This is a genomic window from Streptomyces sp. NBC_00385 (genome assembly GCF_035917155.1).
GTDB lineage: Bacteria > Actinomycetota > Actinomycetes > Streptomycetales > Streptomycetaceae > Streptomyces > Streptomyces poriferorum.
Map to the genome: position 1 here is coordinate 5,474,460 of NZ_CP107951.1, position 16,468 is coordinate 5,490,927.

A 16,468-nucleotide genomic window follows, 5' to 3' on the forward strand; every position below is an offset into this window, starting at 1 on the left:
TTGGTTCAGGTGACATCCGGTTCGGCCCATCGGCGCAAGACCGCCCGCGAGGCGGCGCTGGCCCGTGCCATCGAGGACGGCCTGCTCGGCCCCGGCGCGCCCCTGGTCGGCCTCCTCGACGTCGACGGGGTGCTGGCCGCGGTGGACGCACTGAACGAGGCGTTCGAGGGACCGGCCACGGTCCAGCACACCTTCGCGGCCAAGGCGTGCGGACTGGTACCGGTACTCCGGCTGCTCGCCGATGCCGGCATGGGCTGCGAGGTCGCCTCGCCCGGCGAGCTGGAGCAGGCCCTCGCCGCCGGCTTCACCCCCGACCGGCTGGTCTTCGACAGCCCCGCGAAGACGGTCGAGGAGCTGGAGTTCGCGCTGGAGCACGGCATCGCTGTCAACCTGGACAACTTCCAGGAGCTGGAGCGCGTCGACCGGCTGCTGGCCGGCCGCGAGCCCGCCGGACCCATCGGACTGCGGGTGAACCCCCAGGTCGGCGCCGGCGCCATCGGGGCGATGAGCACCGCCACCGCGACCTCCAAGTTCGGCGTCGCGCTGCGCGACCCGGGCGCCGTGGACGCCGTGATCGACGCCTTCACCCGGCGCCCCTGGCTCAACCGCCTGCACGCACACGTCGGCTCCCAGGGCTGCCCGCTGCCGCTCATCGCCCAGGGCGTCAGCGCCGCGTACGACCTCGCGGAGCGGATCAACGACCAGCTGGGGCACGCCCGGATCACCGGCCTGGACATCGGCGGCGGCCTGCCCGTCAACTTCGACACCGAGGACGACCGCCCCACCTACTCCGACTACGTCGCCGAACTGCGCAACGCGGCTCCCGGGCTCTTCGACGGCCGCTACACCCTGGTCACCGAGTTCGGCCGCTCGCTGCTGGCGAAGAGCGGCACCATCGGCTCACTCGTCGAGTACACCAAGTCCGCCGGCGGCCGGCGGATCGCCGTCACCCACGCCGGCGCCCAGGTGGCCACCCGCACCGTGTTCATGCCGGACGCCTGGCCCCTGCGCGTCGGCGTGTTCGACGCCGCAGGCCGCCCCAAGGACGGCCCGCTCCAGGTCGTGGACATCGCGGGACCGTGCTGCTTCGCCGGGGACCTGACCGCGACCGCCCGCGAACTCCCGGCCATCGAGCCCGGTGACGTGGTGGCGCTGTACGACACCGGCGCGTACTACTTCTCCTCGCACTTCTCGTACAACTCCCTGCCCAGACCGGCCGTGTACGGATACCGCACGGACCGGTCCGGGCGGATCCGCCTCGCCGTGGTCCGCGAGGCCCAGAGCATCCGCGAAGTCGTCGAGGAGAGCGGCCTCTCCCACGCGGACGCCCTCGTGGCGCTGTACGAGGGAGACCGGGAGCCGAACGCGGTGTCCGGCCGCTGACCCGGCTGAACGACGGACCGCCCGCCCCCGTGCAGTGGGGGCGGGCGGACCGGTGTGGAGACCGTGACCGGATTCGAACCGGTGTAACTCGAGTTGCAGTCGAGCCCCTGAGCCTCTCGGGCACACGGTCGTGCGTTGTTGCGACATCCCGACCGTAGGCCCCGGCCCGTGTGGCGTACAAGGGCGCGTGCCGCCGTGCAACGCGACCGCCATACGGCGTTCACGATGGCCGGCGGTCCGGCCTGTCCCGGTCCTACGACCAACGGCCGAGAACGTGAGCGACCCACGACAGGTCCCATGCCGGATTTCGCCCCTTACTCTTGGGCTCATGACCGCCCTGGAACCGCGTGACGCCGATGTCTCGCCCCGCATCGAAGACACCGACGACATACCGGGGACAGCGGTCGCCACGGCGCCCGAAGGCGTCCTCGGACGGACCTACCGGGCACTCAGCATCGGCATCGTCTCCGTCGTCTTCCTGATCGCGTTCGAGGCGACGGCGGTCGGGACCGCGATGCCGGTCGCGGCCCGTGAGCTGCACGGCATCCCGCTGTACGCGTTCGCGTTCTCGGCGTACTTCACCACCAGCCTCTTCGCCATGGTGCTGTCCGGCCAGTGGGCCGACCGGCGCGGGCCGCTCGCACCGCTCGCCGCCGGGATCAGCGCCTTCGGGGCGGGGCTCCTGCTGTCCGGGACCGCGGGCACCATGTGGATGTTCATCGCGGGCCGGGCCGTGCAGGGTCTCGGCGGCGGGCTGGTGATCGTCGCGCTGTACGTGGTGATCAGCCGGGCCTACCCGGAGCACCTGCGGCCGTCGATCCTGGCCGCGTTCGCCGCGAGCTGGGTGATCCCGTCCGTCGTCGGGCCGCTGGCCTCCGGAAGCGTGACCGAGCACCTGGGCTGGCGCTGGGTCTTCGTCGGCATCCCGGTCCTGGTCGTCTTCCCGCTGGCGCTCGCGCTGCCCGCGATCCGGCGGACGGCGTCCGGTCCGGCGGACCCGGCGGCGCCCGTGGAGCCGTACGACCGCCGGCGCATCGCGCTCGCGCTGGGCATCTCGCTGGGCGCCGGTCTGCTCCAGTACGCCGGGCAGGAGCGGAACTGGTTCTCCCTGCTGCCGGCCGCCGCCGGTGCCGCCCTGCTCGTCCCGGCGATCCGCGGCCTGCTGCCCCCGGGCACCGCCCGCGCCGCACGCGGACTGCCCGCGGTGGTGCTGCTGCGCGGGGTGGCGGCCGGGTCGTTCATCGCCGCCGAGTCGTTCGTCCCGCTGATGCTTGTCACCCAGCGCGGGATGTCCCCGACGATGGCCGGACTCTCCCTCGCCGCCGGCGGCGGTACGTGGGCGCTCGGCTCCTACGTACAGTCCCGGCCCCGCATGGAACCGCACCGCGACCGGCTGATGGTGGGCAGCATGGTGCTCGTCGCGGCGGCGATAGCGGCGGCGCCCGCCGTGCTGATCGACGGGGTGCCGGTCTGGACGGTCGCCGTGGCCTGGGCCTTCGGCTGCTTCGGCATGGGCATGGTGATCGCATCGACGAGCGTGCTGCTGCTGAAGCTGTCGGCGCCGGAGGAGGCGGGGGCGAACTCCGCGGCGCTCCAGATTTCCGACGGCCTCTCCAACGTCCTGCTGCTGGCCGCGGGCGGCGCGGCGTTCGCGGCCCTCGGCGGGGGAGCGGTGGGCGCGGTGCACGAGGCGGTGGACGCGGGCGCGTCCGGCTCGCACCCGGGGGCGTTCGCGGTGGTGTTCCTGCCGATGGCGGGGGTGGCGCTGGTGGGGGCTTGGGTGGCTACGCGGGTGCGGAGCGCGAAGTAGTACCGAGATGACCCCACTAGTGGTACCGTTTCGGTATGGCGATGAATCTGCGTATGCGCGAAGACCAGCAGGAGGCGCTGAAGCTCCGGGCCGAGGAAGAGGGCCGGAGCATGCACGCCATAGTGCTTCAGGCGATCGACCGGTATCTGGAGGTTGAAGCGGATCGGGAGTCGGTGAAGCGACTCGGGGCCAAGTATGCGAGGGGTCACGCCGACCTGCTGCGGCGGCTGGGGGAGTAGGTGAAGTATCTGACAGTCCAGGAAGTTCTGGACCTGGCGGAACTGGCCTGCGAAGGGCAGCAGGTCGCCGTGCGCGACCTGGGCCTCCTAAGCTCGGCGGCGCACCGCCCCCAGTCGGCCATGTTCGGCGTCGAGGCCTACACGGATCTCTTCCAGAAGGCTGCGGCGCTGTTGCAGTCGCTCGCGGTGAATCACCCTCTTGTGGACGGCAACAAGCGCATGGCCTGGATGTCCACAGTCGTGTTTCTCGACTTCAACGGGACCGAAATGCTCGACGTCGACCAGGACGAGGCGTACAAGCTCGTCATCGAGGTGGCGATGGGCAGTCTCGAAGACGTGGACCGGATCGCCGACCGCTTGCGGGCACTGCGCGACGCCATGTGACCCCGGTCTCGCGGGGTCGCGCGCGGGTGTCGTTCATACGTGGGCACGGCCGGGTCACCGGTAAGGTGGCCCGGTTGTCGTATCGCGTACGGGCCCGTCCCGGTCCGTGCGGACAGCACCACACGTACCCGAGAGACCCGAACCGGAGACCGTGACTACTACCGCCTCCCACCACCTCTCACCCGCCTTTCCCGGCCGCGCCCCCTGGGGCACGGCCGGCAAGCTGCGAGCCTGGCAGCAGGGCGCCCTCGAGAGGTACATCCAGGAGCAGCCGCGCGACTTCCTCGCCGTCGCGACCCCCGGCGCCGGAAAGACCACCTTCGCGCTGACCCTCGCCTCATGGCTGCTCCACCACCACGTCGTGCAGCAGATCACCGTCGTCGCGCCCACCGAGCACCTGAAGAAGCAGTGGGCGGAAGCGGCCGCCCGGATAGGGATCAAGCTCGACCCCGAGTACAGCGCCGGCCCCGTGAGCAAGGAGTACCACGGGGTCGCGGTCACGTACGCGGGCGTCGGAGTCCGCCCGATGCTGCACCGCAACCGGTGCGAGCAGCGCAAGACCCTGGTGATCCTCGACGAGATCCACCACGCCGGTGACTCGAAGTCCTGGGGTGAGGCCTGCCAGGAGGCGTTCGACCCGGCGACCCGCCGGCTCGCCCTCACCGGCACGCCGTTCCGCTCGGACACCAACCCGATCCCCTTCGTCGCGTACGAGGAGGGCAACGACGGGATCCGGCGTTCCTCGGCCGACTACACCTACGGCTACGGCAACGCGCTCGCCGACGGCGTCGTCCGCCCCGTCATCTTCCTCAGCTACAGCGGCAACATGCGCTGGCGCACCAAGGCCGGTGACGAGATCGCCGCCCGGCTCGGCGAGCCGATGACCAAGGACGCCATCGGGCAGGCCTGGCGCACCGCGCTCTCGCCCACCGGCGACTGGATCCCCAACGTCCTCAGCGCCGCCGACAAGCGGCTCACCGAGGTCCGCAAGGGCATCCCGGACGCGGGCGGGCTCGTCATCGCGACCGACCAGGAGTCGGCGCGCGAGTACGCCAAGATCCTCAAGAAGGTGACCGGCGAGAAGCCCACCGTCGTCCTCTCCGACGAGAAGGCCGCGTCGAAGAAGATCGACGCGTTCACCGAGGACGGATCGCGCTGGATGGTCGCCGTCCGCATGGTGTCGGAGGGCGTCGACGTGCCGCGCCTGGCCGTCGGCGTGTACGCCACCACCATCTCGACGCCCCTCTTCTTCGCCCAGGCCGTCGGCCGTTTCGTGCGCTCCCGCAGGCGCGGCGAGACCGCATCCGTCTTCGTGCCGACGATCCCGATGCTCCTCGACTTCGCCAACGAGATGGAGGTCGAACGGGACCACGTCCTCGACAAGCCCAAGAAGGGCAGTGACGAGGAGAACCCGTTCGCCGAGGAGGACAAGCTCCTCTCCGACGCCGAGAAGCTGGAGGACGAGGAGACCGAGGAGCAGCTGCCCTTCGAGGCGCTGGAGTCCGACGCGGTCTTCGACCGGGTGCTTTACGACGGTGCCGAGTTCGGCATGCAGGCGCACCCGGGCAGCGAGGAGGAGCAGGACTACCTCGGCATCCCCGGGCTGCTCGAACCCGACCAGGTGCAGCTGCTGCTCCAGAAGCGGCAGACCCGGCAGATCGCGCACAGCCGGCAGAAGCCGGCCTCGGAGGCCGACCTGCTGGAGAAGCCGGCCGAGGACCGGCCGGTGGTCACGCACAAGCAGCTGCTGGGGCTGCGCAAGCAGCTGAACACCATGGTGTCGGCCTACACGCACCAGAGCGGCAAGCCGCACGGGGTCATCCACACCGAGCTGCGCCGGGTGTGCGGCGGGCCGCCGAGCGCGGAGGCCACGGCCGGGCAGATCGAGCAGCGGATCAAGAAGGTCCAGGAGTGGGCCACCCGCATGACGTGAGTCCGCGGCGGCACGCCGACGCACCGGCCCGGGGCGGGGAACAGCGGTTCCCCGCCCCGGGCCGGCGTCATGCCGGGGCCGCTACCAGACGAAGGGAGCGGACTGTACGGACGTCGCCACGCAGTACACGGTGGCGGACGTCGGGGACGAGGTCACGATCTGCAGTGACCAGTTGGTGGCGGTCGCGGGAGCCGACAGCACCACGGAATTGGTGCTGTCACCGGCCGCCAGGGTGCCGGAGCTGAGTTTCAGCGGCCCCAGGGTGATCGGGTTCGGATAGCTCATGCCCGGGTTGGCCTTGGCGGAGAACTGGACCTGGCTGGTGACTCCGCCCGAGGTCTTGGAGACCTTGAGCGTCGTCGTGATGCTGTTCGGGTCGGCGCTCGAGCCGGCCGGCATCGTGATCGCCGAGGACGTGAGCTTGATGGACTTGGTCGTGCCGTTGTCGGCGGCGGTCAGGGTGGCGAGACCGTTGCCCCACGACCCGCAGTTGAAGGTGGCCGTCGCGGTGAGCGGGGCCACCGCGGACGCGGTCGGGGACGACAGGGCGAGCAGGGCGCCGGCCGAACACGCCGCAGCCAGGACCAGCGGCAGGCGTCTTCGGTGCGACGTGCGGGTGGAAGAGATCGACATGACGGGTGGAACTCCTTCCGGTTTGAATTCCGTGGATCCGCCGTCTCGCTGCACTCGGTGCATTTCGCTGAACGTGCGGATCTGCGTGCCGGGCCCGGCATGTCGGCAGCAGTGAAACGGTGATCTTCGAAGAAGTCAACAGGTATGTGAGGAACGTCTTCCAAAATCCCTTTAGGGCATTTCTGAAAGGATCAATTGGCTCTCTCTTGACTTCTCTGCACGTGACCTCCTCAATGTGCGCAATCAATGGTCCATGAAAGGGTGTCAGGTGATCCGACGACGAAGACCCGGTGTGACCGGTCTGCTCGCGGCCTGCTTCGTACTGTCACTGGGCTGCGTCGGGGCGACGGCCGCACCGTCCCCGCCGGACGTTCCGGCGGCAGCGGCCGCAGCCGCGGCCGGAACCGTGACCCCGAACGTGCACTGCGTCCTGCCCGCGGGGCAGGGTGAGGCGACCGGGCCGCAGGCGATGACCGTCGAGCTGTCGCCGGCCGTCGTCGAACCGGGCGGCAAGGTGCACGCGAAGGTGACACTGGGCCCGTCCCCGGCCACCAGCCAAATCGCCCTGGAGGACGTGCCGACCACCATCAGCCTCGACCTGGCGATGTCCGGCGGGGCCACGGGCACCGTCACGGTGCGGGGCGCCGAGTTCAGCATGAACGTCCCGGTCGACACGCCCATGGAGTTCCCCCCGTTCGAAGGTGACTTCCTGGTTCCGGCGGACGCGTCGGGCGAGATCTCGCTGGCTCCGATCCGCACGCTGACGCAGACGAAGGTGTTCGGATCGGTCTTCGAGACACCCTGCGACATCGTCGACGGCGGCGGTTCCATCGGTACGGTCACCGCGGAGGGCTCCGCGGTGGAGCCCGCCACCCTGACCGCGCCCGCCGACCCGGTGCGCCCGCACACCGCCGTGAAGCTGGGCGGTTCGGGATGGACCCCGGACGCCTCCCCCGTACCGTCGCTGTGCGCGGTGGGCGGTGGGGGCTGCGACCCGCTGAAGTTCGTCTCCCACGCCCTCAGGATCGACTCCTACGGCACGCTCACCGGCACCGCGACCCTCGGCGAGGCCGGAGCGGTACCCGACGGCAGCTACGAGGTGAAGGTCAACGACGGGACGAAGGAGGCCACCGCCCCCCTCACCGTCCAGGCCGTCGCCGCCGGCAACCGGGAGATAGGCCTGTCGGCGGACAGCGGCCCGGTCGGCAGCGTGATCACCGTCAGCGGCCGGAACTACAACCCGGACCGCTGGATCAACGTCATCGGCCTCGACGCCGCGGGCAGCACGCTCGACGACAGCGCGGTCTACGTCAAGAGCGGCACGGACGGCACCTTCGCCGTCGAGTTCACCGTCATCTCCGACGCCGTCGCCGCCGTCCAGGCCGACGAGGGCAACGACCCGGCGACCGTACGCACCGCCCCGTTCACCGTCACCACCGGTGGCGGCGGGGGCGGCAGCACGGCCGAGCAGCAGCTGTCCACCCAGGTCAGGGCGGGGACGCTGTCCATGACCCAGGACGGTGACACCGTCGACTTCGGTGAGACGGTCCTGGGCGCGGACAGCGGTGTGCAGCGGGCCCACCTCAACCGGGTGGAGGTGCAGGACGCCCGCGGCGTCAACAGCGGCTGGTCCCTGACCGCCACCCTCACCGGCTTCACGAGCGCCGACGGGAGCACCATCCCGGCCGGAGCGGTGCGGTGGGCGCCGGCCTGTACGGCACAGGACGGGAGCGCGGGGGCGCCGGTCGCCGGATCGCCCACCGTGCTCGGGAGCGAGGCGGCGAGCCTCTGCCGGATGAATCCGGACGGATCACGTCCGTTCACCGGCGGGAAGTTCGACGCCGAGGCGGGGCTCGCCCTCACGGTTCCCGAATTCACCCGGCCCGGAGATTACAGCGCCACTCTCACGCTGACCCTGCTGTAAAGAGGCACGAGAGAAAGCACCGAGGACGCCCGTCTGTTCCGTACGGAAATGGAGCAGGCGGGCGTCGTCCATTCCGCATTCGGATCAGTCGCATTCCGTTTCCTTTGGAGGAGCCGCATGTTCGCGCATCGCAGACCCACCGGAAGACCGGGCAGCTCGGCATGGCGCCGCGCCGTCGCCCTCGGCGCCGGAGCCGTACTCGCCTGGACCGGCGGAACCGTCGCGCTCGCACCCCTCGCCCACGCCGGCACGATCACCCCGACCGTCCACTGCACCCTGCCGGCCGGCCAGGGCGAGGCGACCGGGCCGCAGCAGTTCGGCATCGAACTGACCCCCGACGTCGTCGACCCGGGCGGCAAGGTGCACGCCAAGGTGACGCTCGGCCCGTCCCCCGCCACCAGCGGAATCGGTCTCAACGACGTGCCCACCACCCCGAGCGTCGACCTCGCCATGTCCGGCGGCGCCACCGGCACGGTCACCGTCACCGGACCCGAGGTCAGCCTCGACGTCCCGTCCGGGCAGCCGATCGAGATCCCGCCGTACGAAGGGGACTTCCTCATCCCCGCCAACGCGAGCGGCCCGATCACCTTCACCCCGCTGCGCAACATCACCCGCACGAAGGTGCTCGGCTCCAACTACACGACCACCTGTGAGATCACCGCGGGCGGCGGCTCCATCGGCACGGTGACGGCCGAGGGCAGCGCCGGCCAGGCGGCCACCCTCATCGCCCCCACCACAGCGGTCAGGCCGTCCACCTCCGTCGCCCTGTCGGGCAGCCGCTGGACCGCGGGCGCCACCCCCGTGGCCTCGCTCTGCGCGACGGACGGCGGCGGCTGCGACGCCGGGAAGTTCGCGAGCAGCTCCCTCGCGATCAACGCCTCCGGGCAGCTGACCGGAGGCGCCGTGCTCGCCGCGGCCGGCACGGTGCCGGACGGCTCGTATCTCGTGAAGGTCGGCGACGGTGCGAAGGAGGCGACCGCGCCCCTGACCGTCCGGGCCTTCGTCCCCGACGGACCCCGGGCGATCGCCCTGTCCCGCGGCAGCGGACCCGTCGGCAGCGTCATCGCCGTCACCGGCAGCGACTACTACCAGGACCGGTGGATCAACACCGTCGGCCTCGACGCGAGCGGCGCGACGCTCGACGACACGGCCGTCTACGTGAAGAGCCGGCCCGACGGCACGTTCTCCGTCGACTTCACCGTCTCGGACCCGGCGATCGCCTCGATTCAGGTGGACGAGGCCAACGACCCGGCGACCGTACTGACCACGCCGTTCACCGTCACCGAGGCCACCGCGACACTCTCCGCGGGCACCGCCAAGGTCAAACCGGGCGGTTCGATCGCCGTCTCCGGTGACGGCTGGCCCTCCGGCGTCACCCCCGCCGCCGCCCTGTGCGCCGCCGACGGCACCGGCTGCAACGCCGCCGGCATCAGCGGCTCCACCCTGCGGATCGCCGCGGACGGCACCCTCGCCGGTACGGTCACGGCCGCCGGATCCACCGCCCGGGGCGTCTACGCACTCCAGGTCACCGCAGGCGGACAACAGGCCCTCACCCAGCTGACCGTCGCCCCGACCTTCGTCGTCCTCACCCCGGCGTCCGGCCCCAGGGGCACCGCGGTCACCGTCCTCGGCCAGGGCTTCGCGAAGGTGGCGACCGTGTCCATCACCGGGCTGCGGGCGGACGGTTCGAAGACCTCCGACGCCGTGCGCACCAAGGTGGTCGGCCTCGACGGCGCGTTCTCGCAGACCTTCACCGTCAACGCGGCCGACACCGTCGCCCTCCGCGTCCGCGAGGTCCTCGTCAACCCGCGTACGGAAACCGCCGCCTTCACCGTCCAGGACGGCACGGTCCCGGGCGGCGCCTCCTTCGCGCTCTCGCCGCCCGAGGGGCCGCCCGGCACGGTGGTCCAGGTGACCGGCCGTGGCTTCGCGCCCGTCGCCACGGTCTCCGTCACCGGACGCACCGCGGACGGCAGGCAGACCGCCGACTCCTACGTCACCCGGGTCATCGGACTCGACGGCACGTTCGCGCTCAACTTCACCGTCCGGGACCCGGCGACGAAGGCGATCAGGGCCTGCGAGGTGCTCGTGAACGGAAAAACTGTCCAGCAATTGTTCACGGTGAGTTAACGCCGGTTCACGTCCGGTGTACGGAGCGTCGCGAGGGAGTCGGTCGACCTGGACGCGCGTAGATGCGCGCCGTTCGGCCGACGCCCCGCTGACCGGCACTTATGTGTTTCCGGCACAAGCACGTCTTCTTGAACGCCCGGATTCTGGACGAGGTCTTCCGCTGAGCGGACTGGCTCGCTACTGTCCCAAAAATGTGAACGCCCCGTGGCAGTGCCGCCGCGGAGCGCAGCCGGTGCCTTGGCCAGGCCGGCGGCCTCTCCGTGCGTCGCCGCTGGGACCGGTGGCGCACAACCCGTGGGAACAGCCGCCGCCGCTCACCAAAGAGGAGAGGGCGTCGTGACCGCGGAGACCTCCCAGACGCTCGACCGAGGACTGCGTGTCCTCAAACTGCTCGCCGACACCGACCACGGCCTGACGGTCACCGAGTTGTCCAACAAACTCGGCGTGAACCGCACCGTGGTCTACCGTCTGCTCGCCACACTGGAACAGCACACGCTGATACGCAGGGACCTGGGCGGCCGGGCGCGCGTCGGGCTGGGCGTGCTGCGCCTGGGCCGCCAGGTCCATCCGCTCGTCCGGGAGGCCGCGCTGCCCGCGCTGCGCTCGCTGGCGGAGGACATCGGGGCCACCGCGCACCTCACACTGGTCGACGGCACGGACGCGCTCGCCGTCGCGGTCGTCGAACCGACCTGGACGGACTACCACGTGGCCTACCGGGCCGGCTTCCGCCACCCGCTCGACCGGGGTGCCGCGGGCCGGGCGATCCTCGCCGCCCGGGCGAAGCCGGTGGGCGAGACGGCGTTCACGCTCACCCAGGGAGAGCTCGAAGCGGGGGCGAGCGGGGCCGCGGCCGCGCTGATGGGGGTGACGGGGGTCGAGGGCAGCGTCGGCGTGGTGATGCTCGCGGACGCGGTTCCGGAACGGGTGGGGCCGCGGGTGGTGGACGCGGCGCGCGAGGTCGCGGACGCGCTTCGCTAGCGCGGGGCTGCGGTGCGCCCGTTCCCTGGCTCGATGGGCCGGGCGGGCGGACCCGGCCCGTCCGGCGTTGGGGGCCGGAACCGGTCGGGGTGGGGCGTTGCTTCCTGCGAGTGCCGGGCTCTCGGTGTACGGGTTCCGCCCTCAGCGGGCGGGCATACCCAGCCCGTCCGGCGCTTGAGGACGGAACCGGTCAGAGGGTGGGGCCCTGCTCCCCGGGAGTGCCCGGCCCCCGGCGCGACGGTTCCGCCCTCAATCGCCGGGCGGGCTGGGTTGGCCGGGCGGGCTGGAAGGTGCCTCAAGAGCCCGGCGGGCTGGAAGGTGCCCTCAAGCGCCGGGCGGGCTGGCCTGGCCGGGCGGGCCCGGTGCGGGAGACCGGCTCCTGTGCGGCAGCCCGGTCCCGATGTGCCCGCGGCCGGGCGCACGGCGCGGCCCGTTAGATTGGGTGGGTGTTCACACGCCACTCGCGCCCCCGCACCCTCGCCCTGTGCGCCCTCCCGGTCCTCGCCCTCTTCGGCGTCGCCGCCTTCGCGCCGCTGCCGTTCACGCTGGCGCAGCCGGGGACGACGGCGAACGTGCTCGGCGACGACCACGGCACGCCCGTGATCAGTATCGAGGGCACCCCGACCCGGCCCACCGAGGGCCAGCTGCGGATGACGACGATCGTGGCGACCGGGCCCGAAGCCGATGTCGGGGTCGGTGACGTGATCGACAGCTGGTTCCGCACGGACCGGGCGGTCATGCCGCGCGACTCCGTCTACCCGTCGGGCGGCTCCGAGAAGGAGATCGAGAAGCACAACCTCGACGACATGGTCCAGTCGCAGGACTCCGCGGTCGACGCCGCCCTGAACTATCTCGGCAAGAAGCCCGGCTCGGTCGACGTGACCCTGCACCTGGCCGACGTGGGCGGCCCCAGCGCCGGACTGTTCTTCGCGCTCGGCATCGTCGACAAGCTCGACGGCGACGGCTCCGGCGGCGATCTCACCGGCGGCCGCAACATCGCCGGTACGGGCACCATCGAGGCGGACGGCGACGTCGGCGCGGTCGGCGGTGTCTCGCTCAAGACGCAGGCGGCCCGACGGGACGGGGCGACCGTCTTCCTCGTACCGAAGGCCGAGTGCAAGGAGGCGAAGTCCGAACTGCCGAAGGGGCTCCGGCTCATCCCGGTCACGACCCTCAAGGGCGCGGTGGACTCGCTGCGGGCGCTGGATCACGGAGGGAAGATCCCGAGCTGCTGACCTCCGCCGCCGGCCCCGGGACGGTCCTTCCCGGATCCCGGCCCGTCACCCCGCCTTGATGAACCCCTCCTCGATCAGCCATTCCTTCGCCACCTCGTGCGGGTCCTCGCCCTCCACGTCCACCTTGGCGTTCAGCACCTGTGCGACCTCCGTCGTCAGCCGGGCGCTGAGCGGGTCCAACAGGGCCGCGATCACCGGGTACTTGTCGAAGGTCGCGGTGTGGATGACGGGCGCCGCGTTGTAGTTCGGGAAGAAGTGCTTGTTGTCCGTCAGCACGTCCAGGTTCATCGCCTTGATGCGCCCGTCCGTGGTGAACACCTCTCCCAGCAGGCAGGAGTTGGACTTCGACACCTGGGTGTAGACGATGCCCGCGTCCATCTTCTTGATGTTGGCGGCCGGGATCGACATCCCGTACGCCTTCTCCATCCCGGGCAGTCCGTCATTGCGGGAGGCGAACTCGTTCTCCACGCAGATCGTCACCGCCGAGGGGTTCTTCTTCGCCAGCGCGGCGACGTCGGAGAGCGTCTTCAGGTGGTACTTCGCGTTGTTCTTCTTGCTGATGGCGAGTGCGTAGGTGTTGTTCAGGGTGGACTGCGGCAGCCACGTCACCCCGTTCCTCCGGTCCTCGGCGCGTACCGCCTTCCACTGCTCCAGCGGGTCGGTGATCGGCTTGGCGTGGCCCAGGTACGTGATCCAGCCGGTGCCCGTGTACTCGTACATCGCGTCGGCGTCGCCCTGCACGATCGCCTCGCGGGCGCTGATGGAGCCCGGCAGGTTCGTCCGGTCCAGGACCTCCGCCCCCGCGGCCTTGAAGATCAGCCCGATCATCTGGCCCAGGATGATGTTCTCGCTGAAGTTCTTCGAGGTGACGGTCAGCGAGGCGCCGTCCAGCGGCTGCCCCAGCCCGGCCGACCCGGGCACCACGTCGTCCACCATCGGGGAGCCGCTCTTCAGCCCGCAGCCCGCCATCACCAGGGCCAGGGCGGCCGCGCCCGCCAGGGCCGTACGCACGCGTCGCGTCCTCATCGCTCCACCTCGAGTCCGCGCGGCGTCAGCGCCACCTCGACCAGGGACGCCAGCCAGTCCACCAGCAGGGCCAGCACCACCGTCAGTACGGAGCCGAGCACCAGCACCGGCATGCGCTGGGTCTGGATGCCGGACGTGATCAGGTCACCGAGCCCGCCGCCGCCGCCGAACGTCGCCAGGGTCGCCGTGCCCACGTTCAGCACCAGCGCGGTCCGTACACCGGCCAGGATCAGCGGGACGGCGAGAGGGAGTTCGACCTTCCTGAGCGTGCCCATCGCGGACATGCCGATGCCGCGCGAGGCCTCCACCAGCGTCGGTTCGATCGCCTTCAGGCCGGCCACCGTGTTGGAGAGCACCGGCAGGACCGCGTAGATCACCATGCCGGTGATGGCGGTCGACGGGCCGATGCCCAGCCAGATCACCAGCAGTGCCAGCAGACCGATCGCCGGGGTCGCCTGCCCGATGTTGGCGAGCGCGGTGACCAGCGGTGCGGCCTTGCTCAGACCGCGCCGGGTCAGCGCGATGCCCAGCGGAATGGCGATGATCAGCACCCAGAACGTCGAGATGGCCGTCAGCCTGACGTGCTGCCACCACCGCAGCTGGACCGTGTCACCGGCCAGGGAGTTCTCCGCGATCGAGTCGAGCTCCACGTTCGTGATCCACACGTACGTGATGACCAGCACCACCGCGAGCGCGGCCGGCACGACCACCAGCTTGCGCCAGGTGAGGCGGCGCGGCGGTCCGGCCGGTGGCGGGGACGGTTCCTCCTCCTCGTCGTGGAAGGCGACACCGTTGACGTCGTGTTCGCCCGGCGGGCGGTCGCGGTCGGCCGCGGGGGCCTTCCGCGAGGAGCCGGGGCCGGACCTGGAGGAGGGAGTCATGCGCCCGCACCGCCCTCCAGCTCCTGGACGGTCTGGTGAGTACGCAGCTCCTCCAGGTCGTGCTGGTGCTCGATGGCGGTCAGCCGGTCGGCCTCCAGGAGCTCGTGCACGGAGTTCATCAGGGTGTGCATGTCGACGACGCCGATGAACTCACCGCGCCGCCCCGTCACCGCGACCCGCCCGCCGCTGTCGGTCAGCACCGCCTCCAGCGCGTCGTGCAGCGTCGCGTCCCTGGTCACCGTGTCGTGCACCAGCTGCCCGGCGCGCGCCAGCGAACCGCGGGCCCGCATCAGGTCGCCGCGCCGCAGCCACTTGTACGGGCGGTTCCTGCGGTCCAGCATCAGCAGCTCGTTGTGCGGGCCGCTGCGCAGCTTGTTGAAGATCGACTGGAGCGGGTCGTCGACCGTCACCGTCGGGAACTCGGCGATCTCCACATCCCGCACGCGCGTGAGGTTGAGCCGCTTCAGCGCCGCGCCCGCCCCGACGAATCCGGAGACGAAGTCGTCCGTCGGGTTGGTGAGGATGGCCTCCGGGGTGTCGAACTGAGCGATGTGCGAGTGCTCGCGCAGCACGGCGATCCGGTCGCCCAGCTTGATCGCCTCGTCGAAGTCGTGCGTGACGAAGACGATCGTCTTGTGGAGTTCGTGCTGGAGCCGGATCAGCTCGTCCTGGAGGTGGTCGCGGGTGATCGGGTCCACCGCGCCGAACGGTTCGTCCATCAGCAGCACCGGCGGGTCGGCGGCCAGCGCCCTTGCCACGCCCACGCGTTGCTGCTGACCACCGGAGAGCGCGCGTGGATAGCGGCCGTGGAACTCGCGCGGGTCGAGCCCGACCAGGTCGAGCATCTCCTCGACCCGGTCCTTCACCTTCGACTTCGACCAGCCCACCATCTTCGGTACGAGGGCGATGTTCTCGGCGACCGTCATGTGCGGGAAGAGCCCGGACGACTGGATCGCGTACCCGATCTTCCGGCGCAGCTTCACCGGATCGATGTCGGTGACGTCCTCGTCGCCGATCCTGATCCGGCCGGAGGTCGGCTCGATCAGCCGGTTGATCATCTTCAGGGTGGTCGACTTCCCGCAGCCGGACGGGCCCACGAAGATGACGGTCTCGCCCGCCTTGATGTCCATCGACACGTTGTCCACGGCCGGACTGGGGTTGCCCGGATAGATCTTGCTCAGGTCCTCCAGCTGGATGGTCGCGCCGGAGGTGGCGTTGACGGCCGGCTCCGGCTCGGTCGCCTCGACGGTCTCAGACACGGATCCCCCTCGGGATGGTGAGCCGCCCCAGCAGCACGTACGCGGCGTCGAAGAGCAGGGCGAGGACGACGATGCCGAGCGTGCCCGCGAGCACCGAGTTGATGGCGTTGGCACTGCCCAGCGAGGCGATTCCGCGGAAGATCTCGTTGCCGAGGCCGGGCCCGGAGGCGTACGCGGCGATGGCGGCGATCCCCATCAGCATCTGGGTGGAGACCCGGATGCCGGTGAGGATCGGCGGCCAGGCGAGCGGAAGTTCCACCTTGCGGAGCCGGGCGATCCGCGACATCCCGATGCCCTTCGCCGCGTCAACGAGCGAAGGGTCGACGCCGCGCAGTCCGACGATGGAGTTACGGACGATGGGCAGCAGCCCGTACAGCGTCAGGGTGATCACCGTCGGCGCCACCCCGAGTCCGACCAGGGGGATCAGCAGACCGATCGCGGCGAGGGACGGAATGGTCAGGACGGTCGCCGTCGAGGTGATCGCCACCGAGGAGCCCCAGCCGCTGCGATAGCTGACCACTCCGATCAGGACGCCGAGGACGGTGGCGATGACCATGCACTGGAAGACGGCACTGGCGTGCTGGAACGCGTCGGTGAGCAACTGCTGGTGCCGGTTTCCGAGGTACTCCCAGAAGCTCACACGTCACTCCTCG

The 16,468-nt window shown here is 70.8% G+C and carries 14 protein-coding genes and 1 tRNA gene; 9 read left to right on the top strand and 6 right to left on the bottom strand.

Annotated elements, in window-relative coordinates; genetic code table 11:
- Positions 1-9 precede the first annotated feature (9 nt).
- Entirely contained in the window at positions 10-1,383 is a 1,374-nt protein-coding gene (locus OG959_RS24420) for a diaminopimelate decarboxylase (protein WP_326661705.1), read from the top strand.
- A gap of 55 nt (positions 1,384-1,438) precedes the next feature.
- Here OG959_RS24420 and OG959_RS24425 read toward each other — a convergent pair.
- Positions 1,439-1,513: transfer RNA gene (locus OG959_RS24425), tRNA-Cys, on the bottom strand.
- Between the two features lie 198 nt (positions 1,514-1,711).
- Between OG959_RS24425 and OG959_RS24430 the strand changes: the two genes are divergently transcribed.
- The 4 genes from OG959_RS24430 (at position 1,712) to OG959_RS24445 (ending at position 5,749) form a co-directional block, all read left to right on the top strand.
- Positions 1,712-3,193 (top strand): MFS transporter, encoded by a 1,482-nt coding sequence (locus OG959_RS24430; RefSeq protein WP_326661707.1) that lies wholly within the window; start codon positions 1,712-1,714, stop codon positions 3,191-3,193.
- A 41-nt stretch (positions 3,194-3,234) separates the two neighbouring features.
- Complete coding sequence (locus OG959_RS24435) at positions 3,235-3,432, top strand: Arc family DNA-binding protein (RefSeq protein WP_371604846.1); 198 nt, start codon at positions 3,235-3,237, stop codon at positions 3,430-3,432.
- Positions 3,433-3,816 carry a type II toxin-antitoxin system death-on-curing family toxin gene (locus tag OG959_RS24440; protein ID WP_326661711.1) on the top strand — a complete coding sequence of 128 codons (384 nt, stop codon included), beginning with the start codon at positions 3,433-3,435 and terminating at the stop codon, positions 3,814-3,816.
- A gap of 151 nt (positions 3,817-3,967) precedes the next feature.
- Positions 3,968-5,749: a DEAD/DEAH box helicase gene (locus tag OG959_RS24445; RefSeq protein ID WP_326661714.1), complete on the top strand. Its 1,782-nt coding sequence runs from the start codon at positions 3,968-3,970 to the stop codon at positions 5,747-5,749.
- Positions 5,750-5,830: 81 nt separating this feature from the next.
- Here the strand turns inward: OG959_RS24445 and OG959_RS24450 are convergent, their stop codons facing one another.
- A complete protein-coding gene (locus OG959_RS24450; RefSeq protein WP_326661715.1) occupies positions 5,831-6,382 on the bottom strand; it encodes a hypothetical protein in 552 nt (183 codons plus the stop codon).
- A 292-nt stretch (positions 6,383-6,674) separates the two neighbouring features.
- Here OG959_RS24450 and OG959_RS24455 point away from each other — a divergent pair, with 292 nt between their 5' ends.
- From OG959_RS24455 to OG959_RS24470, 4 genes are all read left to right on the top strand, one after another.
- Positions 6,675-8,306: a WxL domain-containing protein gene (locus OG959_RS24455; RefSeq protein WP_326661716.1), complete on the top strand. Its 1,632-nt coding sequence runs from the start codon at positions 6,675-6,677 to the stop codon at positions 8,304-8,306.
- A gap of 117 nt (positions 8,307-8,423) precedes the next feature.
- Entirely contained in the window at positions 8,424-10,436 is a 2,013-nt protein-coding gene (locus OG959_RS24460; protein ID WP_326661717.1) for a hypothetical protein, read from the top strand.
- Positions 10,437-10,772: 336 nt separating this feature from the next.
- Positions 10,773-11,414 (top strand): IclR family transcriptional regulator, encoded by a 642-nt coding sequence (locus OG959_RS24465; protein ID WP_219571262.1) that lies wholly within the window; start codon positions 10,773-10,775, stop codon positions 11,412-11,414.
- Between the two features lie 446 nt (positions 11,415-11,860).
- On the top strand, positions 11,861-12,649 hold the full coding sequence (locus tag OG959_RS24470; protein WP_326661720.1) for a YlbL family protein: 789 nt from the start codon (positions 11,861-11,863) through the stop codon (positions 12,647-12,649).
- 45 nt (positions 12,650-12,694) lie between these two features.
- Here OG959_RS24470 and OG959_RS24475 read toward each other — a convergent pair whose 3' ends face one another.
- From OG959_RS24475 to OG959_RS24490, 4 genes are read right to left on the bottom strand one after another with little or no spacing between them, the layout of a single operon-like run.
- On the bottom strand, positions 12,695-13,675 hold the full coding sequence (locus OG959_RS24475; RefSeq protein WP_326661721.1) for a glycine betaine ABC transporter substrate-binding protein: 981 nt from the start codon (positions 13,673-13,675) through the stop codon (positions 12,695-12,697).
- Positions 13,672-14,556 carry an ABC transporter permease gene (locus tag OG959_RS24480; protein WP_326661723.1) on the bottom strand — a complete coding sequence of 295 codons (885 nt, stop codon included), beginning with the start codon at positions 14,554-14,556 and terminating at the stop codon, positions 13,672-13,674. Before OG959_RS24480 ends, OG959_RS24475 begins: the two co-directional genes overlap by 4 nt.
- The gene (locus OG959_RS24485) at positions 14,553-15,815 is read right to left on the bottom strand and encodes an ABC transporter ATP-binding protein (protein ID WP_326661725.1); all 1,263 of its coding nucleotides are present in this window, start codon (positions 15,813-15,815) and stop codon (positions 14,553-14,555) included. The genes OG959_RS24480 and OG959_RS24485 overlap by 4 nt, the downstream gene beginning before the upstream one ends.
- Entirely contained in the window at positions 15,808-16,455 is a 648-nt protein-coding gene (locus tag OG959_RS24490) for an ABC transporter permease (protein ID WP_326661727.1), read from the bottom strand. Before OG959_RS24490 ends, OG959_RS24485 begins: the two co-directional genes overlap by 8 nt.
- Between the last annotated feature and the right edge of the window lie 13 nt (positions 16,456-16,468).